Origin of the sequence: Limnoraphis robusta BA-68 BA1, assembly GCF_034932365.1 — a bacterium.
In the GTDB taxonomy this organism is placed as follows: Bacteria; Cyanobacteriota; Cyanobacteriia; order Cyanobacteriales; family Microcoleaceae; genus Capilliphycus; species Capilliphycus robustus.
This window is the reverse complement of record NZ_JAYGHR010000074.1, coordinates 51611-64857: the sequence shown is the minus strand read 5'-3', so window position 1 is coordinate 64857 and position 13247 is coordinate 51611. Positions and strand designations below refer to the sequence as shown.

General features: G+C 43.2%; 11 protein-coding genes. 4 read left to right on the top strand and 7 right to left on the bottom strand.

The annotated features are described in order from the left end of the window. The first annotated feature begins 162 nt into the window (after positions 1 to 162). Both VB836_RS21355 and xth read left to right on the top strand, forming a co-directional pair. A complete protein-coding gene (locus VB836_RS21355) occupies positions 163 to 1800 on the top strand; it encodes an acetolactate synthase large subunit (protein WP_323222334.1) in 1638 nt (545 codons plus the stop codon). Between the two features lie 265 nt (positions 1801 to 2065). Further along, the gene (gene xth / locus VB836_RS21350; protein ID WP_323222332.1) at positions 2066 to 2851 is read left to right on the top strand and encodes an exodeoxyribonuclease III; all 786 of its coding nucleotides are present in this window, start codon (positions 2066 to 2068) and stop codon (positions 2849 to 2851) included. Between the two features lie 113 nt (positions 2852 to 2964). Here the strand turns inward: xth and VB836_RS21345 are convergent, their stop codons facing one another. The 5 genes from VB836_RS21345 to petC form a co-directional block, all read right to left on the bottom strand. Continuing rightward, entirely contained in the window at positions 2965 to 3180 is a 216-nt protein-coding gene (locus VB836_RS21345) for a PIN domain-containing protein (RefSeq protein ID WP_323222330.1), read from the bottom strand. Positions 3181 to 3243: 63 nt separating this feature from the next. Continuing rightward, positions 3244 to 3465 (bottom strand): PIN domain-containing protein, encoded by a 222-nt coding sequence (locus VB836_RS21340; protein WP_046279333.1) that lies wholly within the window; start codon positions 3463 to 3465, stop codon positions 3244 to 3246. Continuing rightward, positions 3462 to 3662: a type II toxin-antitoxin system VapB family antitoxin gene (locus VB836_RS21335; RefSeq protein WP_046279334.1), complete on the bottom strand. Its 201-nt coding sequence runs from the start codon at positions 3660 to 3662 to the stop codon at positions 3462 to 3464. Before VB836_RS21335 ends, VB836_RS21340 begins: the two co-directional genes overlap by 4 nt. 673 nt (positions 3663 to 4335) lie before the next feature. Beyond that, a complete protein-coding gene (gene petA / locus VB836_RS21330; RefSeq protein WP_323222327.1) occupies positions 4336 to 5325 on the bottom strand; it encodes a cytochrome f in 990 nt (329 codons plus the stop codon). 96 nt (positions 5326 to 5421) lie between these two features. Beyond that, complete coding sequence (petC, locus tag VB836_RS21325; protein WP_046280843.1) at positions 5422 to 5961, bottom strand: cytochrome b6-f complex iron-sulfur subunit; 540 nt, start codon at positions 5959 to 5961, stop codon at positions 5422 to 5424. Positions 5962 to 6190: 229 nt separating this feature from the next. Between petC and VB836_RS21320 the strand changes: the two genes are divergently transcribed. Further along, positions 6191 to 6499, top strand: coding sequence for a DUF3067 family protein (locus VB836_RS21320; RefSeq protein ID WP_046280847.1), 309 nt, complete (start codon positions 6191 to 6193; stop codon positions 6497 to 6499). 337 nt (positions 6500 to 6836) lie between these two features. On the opposite strand, the gene VB836_RS21315 is transcribed toward VB836_RS21320, so the two are convergent. Then, positions 6837 to 7460 (bottom strand): hypothetical protein, encoded by a 624-nt coding sequence (locus VB836_RS21315; RefSeq protein WP_323222323.1) that lies wholly within the window; start codon positions 7458 to 7460, stop codon positions 6837 to 6839. A gap of 387 nt (positions 7461 to 7847) precedes the next feature. Further along, complete coding sequence (locus VB836_RS21310; RefSeq protein ID WP_323222321.1) at positions 7848 to 11390, bottom strand: AAA family ATPase; 3543 nt, start codon at positions 11388 to 11390, stop codon at positions 7848 to 7850. 491 nt (positions 11391 to 11881) lie between these two features. Here VB836_RS21310 and VB836_RS21305 point away from each other — a divergent pair, with 491 nt between their 5' ends. Beyond that, a complete protein-coding gene (locus VB836_RS21305) occupies positions 11882 to 13246 on the top strand; it encodes a hypothetical protein (RefSeq protein WP_323222386.1) in 1365 nt (454 codons plus the stop codon). Position 13247: the final 1 nt, after the last annotated feature.

Below are 13247 nucleotides of genomic sequence, written 5' to 3'. Positions count from 1 at the left end.
AAGTAAAAAGAATTCAGGCTCAACTGATAGATAGAAGAATTGTTGACCGTCGTTGCAATGATAATAAAGTAAGCCTGTAAAGGGTGAACTTTGAATCCGACTCCCGGACGATACGGCAATGAATCTCATCTAATTTCAAAATTTCCAATTTTTAGACCTCACATGAACACAGCAGAACTTCTGGTGAAATGCCTTGAAAATGAAGGAGTGCAGTATGTCTTCGGACTACCCGGTGAAGAGAACATGGAAGTTCTCGAATCCTTGAAAACCTCCTCCATTCAGTTTATTACCACCCGCCACGAACAAGGCGCCGCTTTTATGGCCGATGTCTACGGACGCCTGACGGGAAAAGCCGGAGTTTGTCTGTCCACCCTTGGGCCGGGAGCAACCAACCTAATGACAGGTGTGGCTGATGCAAACCTCGATGGTGCGCCTCTGGTGGCTATTACCGGACAGGTGGGAACCGATCGAATGCACATTGAATCTCATCAATATTTAGATTTGGTGGCAATGTTTGCTCCTGTTACTAAGTGGAATTCCCAAATTGTTCGACCCAGTAACACGCCGGAAATTGTTCGGAAAGCCTTTAAACTCGCCCAAGCGGAAAAACCCGGCGCAGTTCATATCGATCTGCCTGAAAATATTGCGGCGATGGCAGCAGTTGGACAGCCTCTCGAACGAGATAAGCGTGAAAAAGTCTATTCAGCTTATCACAGTATGAATGAGGCAGCCGTTGCCATTTCTAAAGCTAAAAATCCGATTATTTTAGTGGGAAATGGTGCCTTACGAGCGAATGCCAGTGACTCCCTAACTGAGTTTGCCACCCAACTGAATATTCCCGTTGTCAATACGTTTATGGGGAAAGGTGCTATTCCCTATACTCATCCCCTTTCTTTGTGGACAACGGGATTACAAAAGCGGGATTATATTAGTTGTGCTTTTGATAAAACGGATTTGGTGATTGCCATTGGTTACGACTTGATTGAATATTCTCCTAAAAAGTGGAACCCCGAAGGCAAAATCCCGATTATTCACATTAGTGCTACTCCGGCTGAAGTCGATAGTAGTTATATCCCCATTGCTGAAATTGTTGGCGATATTTCAGACTCGCTCAATGAGATTTTGCGCCGTTCAGATCGCGCGGGAAAACCTGAACCTTATGCGTTAAAATTACGCTCAGAAATTCGTCGCGACTACGAACAATATGCTGATGATGATGGCTTCCCCATTAAACCCCAAAAACTCATTTATGATTTGCGTCAGGTGTTAGGGCCAGAGGATATTGTCATCTCTGATGTTGGCGCTCATAAAATGTGGATCGCTCGTCATTTTCATTGCGATCGCCCCAATACTTGTATCATTTCTAATGGCTTTGCAGCGATGGGAATTGCGATTCCCGGTGCAATGGCGGCTAAATTAGTGAATCCCCATTTAAAAGTTGTGGCGGCGACAGGCGATGGTGGGTTTATGATGAATTGCCAAGAGTTAGAAACAGCTTTACGAGTCGGAACGGCTTTTGTAACGCTCGTTTTTAATGATGGCGGTTACGGCTTAATTGAATGGAAGCAAGAAGACCATTATGGTGATTCTTCCTTCATTAAATTTGGGAATCCTGATTTTGTCAAATTTGCCGAAAGTATGGGGTTAAAAGGCTATCGGGTTGAGTCAGCAACGGACTTAGTTCCTATCTTAAAAGAAGCACTCGCTCAAGATGTTCCGGCTGTAATTGATTGTCCCGTTGACTATCGAGAAAACGCTCGTTTTAGTCAACGTTCAGAAGGCTTATCTTGTCCGATTTAAGCTAAAAAACCCGCTTTATTTTCGGGTGGGTGACAACCAATTATTCAACTGCTGAGATCACCAACTTTTTGCTGTCACCCACCCTACTGATATTACTCAGTGGGTGACAACCAATTATTCAACTGCTGAGATCACCAACTTTTTACTCTCACCCAGCCGACTGAGTTGTAGCTTATTAAAATAATATAGATTGCCAAAATGAACCCTTTTCTGTAACAATAATCAAAGGGAGCAATTTAGAACTAACTGATTTTCTCAATTTATAATGAAAATTGCGACTTGGAATGTTAACTCAATTCGTACCCGTCAAGAACAAGTTTTAGGTTGGTTACAGACTAACCCTGTTGATATTTTGTGTTTACAAGAAACAAAGGTTACGGATCAACAATTTCCCCGAGTTCCTTTTGAAGATTTAGGGTATCATCTTTCTATTTCTGGACAAAAAGCTTATAACGGAGTCGCCATTTTTAGCCGTCAACCGTTAGAAGATGTTACCGTTGGCTTTGCTGCTATTCTAGATCCAAATACCGTTCAAACCTTTGATGAACAAAAACGAGTGATCGCCGGAACTCTTGACGGAATTAGAATCATAAATTTGTACGTTCCCAATGGTGCCAGCGTCGGAAGTGAAAAATATATCTATAAACTTAGTTGGTTAAAACTCTTAAAAGAATATCTGCAAAAAACCCTAGAACAAACCCCAAATATTTGTGTTTGTGGAGACTTTAACATCGCCTTAGAAGATCGAGATATTCACGATCCAAAAGGTCGAGAAAATCATATCATGGCTTCAGAAGCTGAACGTCAAGCCTTAACAGAAATTCTAGACTTAGGGTTAGCCGACGCCTTCCGTAAATTTAACACTGAAAGCGGACAATTTAGTTGGTGGGACTATCGCGCCGCATCGTTTCCGCGTAACAAAGGATGGCGCATCGATCATCATTATTTGAGTTCATCTCTGTATGATAAAGCCAAAAGTTGTATCATTGATAAAACCCCCAGAACCCTAGAAAAACCCAGCGATCATACCCCCGTTATTGTCGAGTTGTGAAATATTTTTTAAGCAAAACCTTTGATAATTTTACTAAGACTGTGAATCAAACTTTTTCATAAAATCAAGGACTAGCTGTAAGCCTAATTCTTAATCATCCCAGCTTATTAATTTTAATATAAAACGACCGGAATGTACGACCGAAAATTTTCAAAATCTTTATCTGTGGTACAAATACTATAACCACGACGATGAGCTACTGCACAGATTAAAAAATCAGTATTTGAACCTTGAACACCATTACGGCGACAGGTATTGAAAAATTCTGCGGCGAGTTCATAGTCTTCGGTTGTTATAGCAGGTCGCGCTGGCTTGTTTACAAGGGTCAAGCCTTGAATTTACCACCAAGACACAAAGACACAAAGAAGTTGTAAACATTAACCTGCTCATTGCTATAGTTCTAAATCTGGAAAAGCACGAAGATAGTCTCGCAATCGAGTAAACTGTTCACTATAGCGAATACCAGAAAGCACTTCTTGACGAATTACCCCCAGTAAAATGACCTTTCCATCTGTAATTAAATCTTGTAGTACATTAACGGTAGTAATGTCATCGTTTGGTGTATTGCGCCGCAATGCAAGTGACCAAACAGAAGTATTTACAATAACCTTCATGTTTTTTGTCTTTGTTGCTTGTAATCATAATCTTCGTCATAGTCAATTGTCCCAAATAAATCCAAGACTTTGAGTTGTTTTCGACGTTGAATGTATTCACGCAAAGCCGCTTCAATCAAGAGATTTGCCGTTGAATACTCGCTTAAAGCAAGAGCTTCTTCAAGCAGTTTTTCATCGATTTTCAGGTTGTTTACCATGTATTTTGTCTAAATCTGACTTACTGATTCCTATGTTAGACAATCCCATTAAATTTGAGGAGTCAGAAGTCAATCTTGAAGTCTCTCTCACGACTAACCTCTAACTCCTCAGCATCAAGATTCTATTGAACAAGAGCCAATTCTAGTAGTTCAATTTCGCAGCTTGAACCTTTTCAACTGAGATCTATCTTCATTACTCTTACAAATTAACCGATCGCTTCCCACTCCGACTCAAGTTTGACTGTAAGTTAAGTTTTTCTAATCAATAACTGGAAATCGTTTTGAAAAATAAAAGTTTATGGGTAAAATCGGATTTTTAATTGAGAAAATTTCTTAAATAGTTGACGGAATTCTAGGGGTTCTGGTACAATGTTAAAAACACCACCCAAGGGTTTACTCTGTCTACAGGTCAAAATAGAGCCTACAACCCTTATTCTGTCGTTAAATATCAGCCTATCCTGACTGAATTTTTAAACAGCGATGCACGAATTTTCAGCTAGGAAGCAAAAGCCCAAAATCGGCATCTTGACAAAATAAAGTATTTGTGCATTTATCAGTCAACAGGTTTGACAACAAGAAGAAAATTTGAGGAGTCAGAAATTAACCTTGAAGTCTCCCTCACGACTAACCTCTAACTCCTCAGCATCAAGATTCTATTGAACCTGTACCAATTCTAGAAGTTCATTTCAGCAGCTTGAACCTTTTCAACCTGTTTCTTCTTCAGAACCAGCATAATTTGAGTCAACATGACTAAGGCAAAGAAAGCCAACAACCACTGAATGCGACCTGCACTTTGCAAGACAATTTCAGTATCCGCTTGACCAAAACCACCGACGTTTGGATCACGGTTTAGGGGTTGACTTGCGGCTACCTCTTGACCTTCTGAAACGAGCAGTTCAGGGCCAGGAGGAACGGTATCAACAACGGTTTTACCCTCAGCCGTTTTAATACTGACTTGGTAGCCAACACCTTCTTCAGAGGTAATTTGAGTAATCGTGCCGGCAGCAGAGGCTTTATAAACCGCGTTGTTACTTTGGTTTCCAGCCGGATAAACCTGTCCACGACCTCGGTTTCCACCGACATGAACAGCGTATTTACCGTAAGTTACAGAAGAATCTGTTCTCGGATCAGGAGAGAGAACCGGGAAGACAATTTCTTGGTATTGTTCACCGGGTAACGGCCCAACCAAAACCACATTGTCTTGATCTTCGCTATAAGGTTGGAAATAGAGATCGCCGATTTCTTCTTGTAATTCTTCGGAAATCCGTTCAGGCGGGGCAATTTTAAAGCCTTCAGGAAGCATTAAAACCGCACCGACGTTTAAACCACCTTTGCTACCATCGCCTAAAACTTGCTGGGCGCTGGTGTCATAGGGAATTTTAACAACTGCTTTAAAAACAGTATCCGGCAGAACAGACTGAGGAAGTTCAACTTTTGTCGGTTTTGCGCCCAGGTGACAGTTCGCACAAACAATTCGTCCAGTGGGTTCGCGGGGAGTTTGTGGGGCTGTTTCCTGCGCCCAGAAGGGATAGGCAGCCGCCGCTTGAGGGAGGGCAATATCGCTTGTTAGGAAGAAAGTGACGGATGCGATCGCAACCAGCATCATCTTCCAAGTTGCCCGAATGCTACGATGCAGCATTGCAGTTTGGTCAGATTTTGACATTAGAAATGTTTTTACTCGCTCAAAGTCAAGGGATTCTACTTGAGATTAGGAATTTTAGGGTTTAATTTCCCCAATCTCAAATTTTATGCAAATTTATTAAGCCCACCAGGGGTTTTCACCTGTACGGAAATCGGTTTCTGTCCAGGGGGTAAAGGTTACTTTGTCGTTTTCCACATTGGCATGAGCCAAGGCGAGAGATAAAGGAGCAGGCCCCCGAACAACTTTACCTTGGGCATTATACTGTGAACCGTGACAAGGACAGATAAATTTGTCTTCACTGCCGTTCCAAGGGACAACACAGCCTAAGTGCGTACAGACCGCATTAATGCCATAGTCCGACAATGTGCCGTCTGTTTCCACCACTAAGTAAGTCGGATCACCTTTTAAGCCTTGGGCTAAGGTGCGATCGCCTGGGTTATGGCTGGCTAAAAATTGACTGGCAAGGATATCACTCCCAACGGCATCTTTGGCGATCACACCCCCACCGGCAGCACCGCTTGAGCGGGGGATAAAATATTTAACGAAAGGGTAAAGCGCACCCAGAGCTACACCTGTGGCTGACCCAAACGTTAAAAGGTTCATAAACTGGCGACGCCCCATACTAGGAGCTTCTGGCGTTTCAGAAATTTGAGTCATAATTGACGCAGTTGATTCTATCTTGTGTATGTTAGTTTTTGAGAGCTTTGCAGCCAAAAACAAAAAATGTATTGCAGATTAGCTTGAACTATTGCACCAAGTCTGCTATGGATCAAGACTAGACAGAATGGTTCTATCAGGCTTTTCCCATCATCAGAGTATTATTACATTTTTTAAACAAGCTCTTTTATTATTACAAAATGTAAACGGGTTCATTCAGGAGCGAGCCATGACGGGCAGAGAATTACATCAGCTACTGTTGGACAAGTGGGGGGTATCCTATGACGTTCAGTTGCGGCGAACCCGAGGCAGGGTTTTCTTGCAGATCATGTGGAAATACCTCGAACAGATGTCTTTTCCGTTGAGTGAGGCGGACTACATTGCTCATTTGAACGCGATCGCTCAATATCTTAACGGATGGGGCAGTGTAGAGTTGGTGAAAAACTACATTCAAAATACCCGAGAAAAACCCCGCCTGGGTAAAGCGGTGAGTATTCCTCTAGACTTGGGGGAACGGGCTTCAGAATGGATCTTATAACAGGGTACTGGGAATGATAAATTCTGTAGGGGCGGGTTTGATCTAGATGTCTGTCTTCCTACAAGCAACCTATATCAACTCGCCCCCTCACAGGGCAGGGCTGTTTCATTCTAATTTTTGGCGATCGCTAAACCTTTGATGGGGGGCAAGTTTTAGGCTCTATTTAAACAGAAAATCTCAAAACTGTTGAAATAATCCTCCTTTTCTTTACAGAGAAAGGCTTTTAAGATTTGGCGATCGCATTTTTGAACCGAGAATGAAACGGCCCTGCCCTCACAGGGGGAAAATTAGCGAGTGTTGACAGACTCCCCACTCCTGAACTGCTAGCGTTTGCTACTTATTGACTATTTCTAACAGTGCTGACTCTGTTATTGGTATAAACAACCTGAATACTTGAATGATCAGCCTGTCTGTCCCAACGTTCAATAATTTGACGTTCAGTGTGTTCTAAAGTTTGTACAAAAAAGAAATTTTGTCCTCGTAATTGATTAGCCGCTTCAGAAGGTTCAAGTCCTCTTAACTGTTGATTTAGAGTGTCTAAATTAATAGTATTAGAAGGACGTTCAGAAGAAGATACCCCACAAGTTCCTGTAGACCAACCCCATTCTTCAACTCCTACAGAAACTTGAGAACCCGGTCTTGTTCCACCCCCAGATAAGTCTACTAATGTTACCGCCGTCGCCCCCTGAAACGAACCCCGATAAATGGGTTGACCTTGATCATTTTCAGTATCATAAGTTAATTCAGAGATTTGAGGCGGTTGTCCTGAACGTTGCCAACGAATTTGAGTAAAACGACCATCTAGAAATGTTGCAGAGTATGTCCAGCCATTATTCATTTGACCATTACAATATAGCTGTTGGGCAGCATGGGCGCGAGAAATAGGAAAGAGTAGAACTTGACTCCCTAAAATACCGAGAGTAGCTAAACCCGTAGCAAATCCTTTTTGTAATTTGTTCATTTGAGTTCCCCTAATTCAAAGCTTATTTATATTTTCAATATAGGGGCAAAAAGTCAATATAAAATCCCCAGTCCAGGTCATCCAAACGGGTGAATTTAAGATTTGTTAAAAAATTTGTAGTCCCCGGGTAATATCTTTCTACGGTTGAACAGAAGTCCCTTTTCCCTCCAATAAGAAAATCATCATAGGTGGCATTTTTGATCATTTTGCTCCTGATGATGATTTTTTATTGTCGCACAATTGCTTGAAAAAATACAAGATGCCGAGTCAAGCATTTCTCGGTATAAATTGTAGGAACCCCTCAAATTTGAGGTTCTCATTTTGAACAGCATTTGAAATCACCCCTCACACCAAATACAATTTAACCCACTCAAAAAGCGTAGTGCATTATTTGATCGCCAATAGCAGTTTAACATCAGTGCTATCAATGCTCTCAATTCCTTGCGGCCATTGACTATAAACCCTTGCTAACAAGTGTTGTGCTAGCTTCAGATTACCCTGTTGATGCCACATCTGGGCTAAACTAATAGCTGCTCGGAGTTCTAACAGCTTTCCGCCCTGAGCATGAGCAATTTCAATGGCTTTATTGAGATAATATTCCACAGATTGGGAATGAGGAGCAGACGCTTGACTTTGAGCCACCAACATCGCCACTTGTTCTGGATGCAAACTTTGTCCGCCTCCACCTTTGGTATACATTAACTCTCCTCTCAGGCGGAAAAGTTCAGCTTCCCAAAAGCGTTCTCCGGTTCTTTCTACCGTAGACAAAGCCTCTTTCAACACTGCTAACCCCGCTTCTAATTGTCCCGCTTTCGCATGAGCTTGAGCTAACAATCCCAAAAAATAAGTCCAAGAAATTTTAGCGCCTGTTGCCGCATGAGCCGCAATTCCTCGGCGGAGTTGATTAATTCCTAAGTCAGTTTGTCCGAGTTCGACTAAGGCCCAGCCTTGCATAATCACACCTGTGGCTAACCAAAACTCAAAGCGTTGTTCACTGGCTAATGCAATAGCGGCTTCTGCTTGTTGTTCAACCGCTTCCGGTTCTTGGCGCAGTTGATGAAACATCGCCTTCATACAAAGCGCAAACCCGGTACTGTAAGGATGAGACAACTCCAACGCCAAATGAATCGCATCTTCACTGTACTGTACAGAGGCTTCGCTTTGTCCGAGTAGCCAAGCACTCAACGACATATAGGATAAACTCGCCACTCCGACATCTTGCCCCGTCAGACGAGTTTGACAAGTACGATTGGTTTTTTGATAAAGTTCATAGCTGGTTTTCCAATGTTCGTGAGCCGCCTGCAAACGTCCGAGATAAAATAAGGCAAATCCCAGGGTAAAACGGGCTTCCATCTCCAAAATCGGATCATTGTGACGTCGAGCTAAACCCATTAACCGACTGCCAAAATCAAGGGCGATTTTATGTTCACAACGAGCCGCGTGATATCCCCATAATCCCCAAAATACTGAAAATAATTGGGGTGTCGTTCCCAATTCCTGACAGATTTCTCGACTGCGTTTGTAGATTTGTTCGACTTCTAGAGAAGCGTAACCCTTGGTTGCAATCAAAGCCTTTCCAAGAGTCGTTTGTAAATCCAGTTCTTGCTTTAAGAAATCTACACTCGAAGCGCCTCCTAATAAAGAAATGGTTCGACCTTGTTCAGCTTTGAGGGTGTCAATCAAATCAAGTCCTGATTTGAGATGAGCAATGGCTTCTTCATTGGCTGAAGCCAGAAACGCTTTTTCTCCTGCTTTTTGCCAATAGTTAATCGCAGAAAAGGGCAATCCAGCTTTGGTATAATGATAGGCGAGTAATTCCGGTTCACGCCCCGCCACAATCGGAAATTCAGCTTCCAGGACGCGAGCAATCCGACGATGATATTGCGCTCGGGTGCTTCTGAGTAAGGATTCATAGGCGGCATCTTGAATGAGAACGTTTTTAAAGCTGTAGGTGGCTTTAGGGAGTTCTCCGTTAACAAACAGGAGCCGTGTCTCAACCAACTTTTCTAAACCTCGAATAATACTGGCTTGATCGAGAGCAATTGCGGGTAAAGCTTGACGGCCATTGGTCAGAGTCGGGCTGGGTTCTTCGTACAGAGCCAGCGATCGCAATAATTCATAACTGAACTCTCGACCAATGGTAGCGCCGAGTTGGGCAACTTCTTTAGCTCCATCGAGGCGATCGAGTCGTTCCATCAACAATCCCTTAAGAGTGTCGGGAATACTAAGAGTCGGTAGAGGGCCTGTGAGTTCGTAGCTGTCTGAGGTTTCCTCAAATGGCCCCGACTCAATCACCATTTTGGTCATCTCCTCAATAAACAGGGGAATACCATCACTTTTTTCAACGATAAGTTTAGACACCGCAAAGGGTAAGCGTTTACCACCTGTAACACCGTGAATGATTTGTTCAATTTGATTGGCCGGAAGATGGTTGAGGTTAATCTGAGTGACATGAGGGAGACGCAGCCAATGGGATTGAAAACCGGGTCGCATGGTATAAATCCGCAAAATGGGATAATTGGTTTCTTCGCGGATCAGACGGTCGGCTAGTTCTAGGGTAGAAGGATCAATCCAGTGCAGGTCTTCAACGAGAACTAAAAGCGGTTGCTGACTAGCGCTCTTGTGGATCATCGCCAGCATGACTTCTAACAGCTTTTGTTTAGTGGCTTGGGGCGACAGGTTAAGGGTTGGATAATCCTGTTGATCGACAGATAGGGATAGCAACTGAGCGAACAAAGGAACCGCTTCTTGACGGGGAATTTGATGAGAGTCGAGGAACTGTTCAAGTTTGTCAAGTTGCTCTTCGGGTGAGTCTTCACGGGTTAGTTTTAAGACTCGTTCGGCGATTAGTTCGATAATGGGATGGAAAGGCGTATTTTGATAGTAGGGAGAACAGAAAACTTCTCGCAAGGTATAGGTATCGTTAGCAATGCGTTCTCGGAAAGCTTGAACGAGGCGGGATTTCCCTAATCCGGCTTCTGCCATTAATAATACTACTTCTCCCCGCCCGGATTTAACTCGTTCCCAGATGCCTTGTAGCTGTTCGAGTTCGGCTTCTCGGCCGACATAGGGAGTCCAACTGCTTTCGGCGACTTTCTGACGCTTGCAGGAGGAGGCTTCTTGCAACACTTGGTAAATTTCGACCGGAGTTGAGATGCCTTTGAGTGAATGTTGACCTAATGACTGAAATTCAAAGATACCCTGCACCAGTCGATAGGTTGTGGGACTGACAACGGCGGTACTGGGTTGAGCGAACCCTTGCAGTCGGGCTGCAAGATTGGGCGTTTGGCCGATGGCTAATTCTTCCCGTTTATTTCCCGCCCCGACTTCTCCAACCACGACTAAGCCTGTATGGATACCTAAGCGGACTGACAGTTGCAGACAACGGTTAGCAATACAACCGAGTTTGAGTGTGGCAATGGCTTGAATAATCCCTAAAGCAGCCCGCAGCGCTCGTCCGGCATCGTCTTCATGGGCAATGGGATACCCAAAGTAGACTAAAATGCCATCTCCGAGATATTGGGCAATGTGTCCTTCATATTTGAGTACGACTTCGGCACAGGTTTCTTGGTATTTTTGAATTAACTCTCGGAGTTCTTCGGGGTCGAGTTCTTCCGATAAGGCTGTCGAACCCACCAAGTCACAAAACATCACCGTAAGCTGACGTCGTTCAGCCGGTCGCATGGGAGTTGCTTCTACGGGTCTGATGGGGCTGACCGTTTTGGGCTTACCCTCGCTTTTTAAGGATGTACCGCATTCTGTACAATATTTCGCTTGGGGTGAATTTTTATGTTTACAGTTGGAACAAGTTTTATACAGAGATGTGCCACATTCGGCACAGAATTTCGCACCTTCTGAATTTAAAATGCCACAATTCGGGCAATTCACCATTACCTGAATATTCTGGCTTAGGGAAGAACTTTTGCTCATCTCATACCTCAAGGCAGGGAGTTATCTGTCAAACTTTCGCATACCTTGCATCGTATCGAAGAGTTTCAGAAAGATCCGTTCATTTTTCTCTCTATCGGCTTAACCCGTTTTATGCTTTGACACCGCAGTTGTTTTTAGGGGGGTGATTGTTAGAACTGTCGAAACACAGAGGGATCATTAAATTTGAAGACTGAGGGGGAATTCCCATGCCTTTTAAATCAGCCAGACAGAAGCCTTTGTAACCGATAATAAATGCTAAAATGTTCGTTAGTCGATCACCCACCCGACTAACGTGTAAACTACCCTTTGGGTATCCAGTTTGTACAAGGGCACCAATTCGGGGAATCAGACGAGTCACTGGTAGGTAATCAAGAATCCATACTGGTCTGAATCAATCATTGCAGGAAAACCTATAGCTTCGGCTAGGTCAAAAGCGTTTTTCGCCGCGTTCGGTGATTGAAACAATGACAAACGTAATGTGCGAAGGTCGGATGAGTGTTGAACCGGATTACAACCAACAGTGCCTTGATAAGTTAGTTTGGGCGATGAGTCAGCTTGATATTGCTGTAGAACGCCAGGAGTTAGCTAAAATTACAGAACTCATCGTCCAGACGATGACAGGGCCTTGGCGTTATTTTCACACGCCAGAACACATTTTTGAAGTGGGTGGGTCGGAGGATGCTATTGAGGTTCTGGCCGCTTTATTTCACGATGTTGTTTATGTACAGGTCGATCAAAGTGTTAATTTTAATTTAAGTTATTACATTGTTCCGTTTATCCGACAGGTCGGAGAGCGTCTGATCATTCGCGATAGTTCTCAATTGCCCCCTGACCAGAGTTTTGAGATGGTGATGCGGGTTTTTTATTTTGCCCCCAGTCAGACACTTTCTCCTTTGGAGGGACAAAATGAGTTTTTGAGTGCCTTGGTGGCGGCGAAGGTTCTGGATTCATTTATTCCGCCAGAATTGATTCTTCAAATTGTTGCTTGTATTGAAGCCACGATTCCTTTCCGAACTCATAATGCAGAAGGACTCAACAATAGTGATATTTTATATCGCCGTTTACAAGCGATTACTCAACAGTTGAATCTGAAGCTAACAGATCAGGAATTGAAGGCTAATATTATCCGCTCCGTGCGCCTTTCTAATCGAGATGTCGGCAGTTTTGCTCATCCGAATCCGGCTCGATTTTTAGATAATACTTGGAATTTACTCCCCGAAACTAATCATCATCTAAAATATTCCAGTTCTTATACAATTAATCAATATCGTACCGCCTTACAAAAGATGGAAGGCTTTCTCAATTTTATTAAGCCGGAAGTGATTTTTCATCAGTTTCAGGGATATCCGGAAGATGAAGTTTATCAACATTTAGTCGAGAGCGCTCGCAAAAATATTGCAGTTGGACAACTCTATCTCGGTAGTAAACTGTTTACAATTGCTTTTCTAGAAGCCCTTTCTCTCCGCTTTGGCCGAGTCATTCCGGTTTCGACTTTGATGGGAGAAATGCCCACTGAAAACTTTGTGGCGGCTTCTTTGGTTGATTTTTTACCGGAAATTTCCCATCCTTATGAACCTAAACATCAGTTAGAACAACAGGTTTTAACGCTGTTAGATAAAGGACGCACTCAAAACGCATCCTATGATATTAAAAACTCTCCTCTAGCGACTTACATGGTTAAATCTATGGGGTTTGATGAGATTCGACACCAACGAAACCGCGCTCAAGAATTCTTTCAAAATGTGATTTCTCCAGAGGAATTTTTAGCCGGTTGTGATGCTCATGTTAAAAAGACGGTAACAGATGGAATTGTGAAGTTATTTGATAGTCGAAAAGCCGCTTTATGTCGTTATTAAA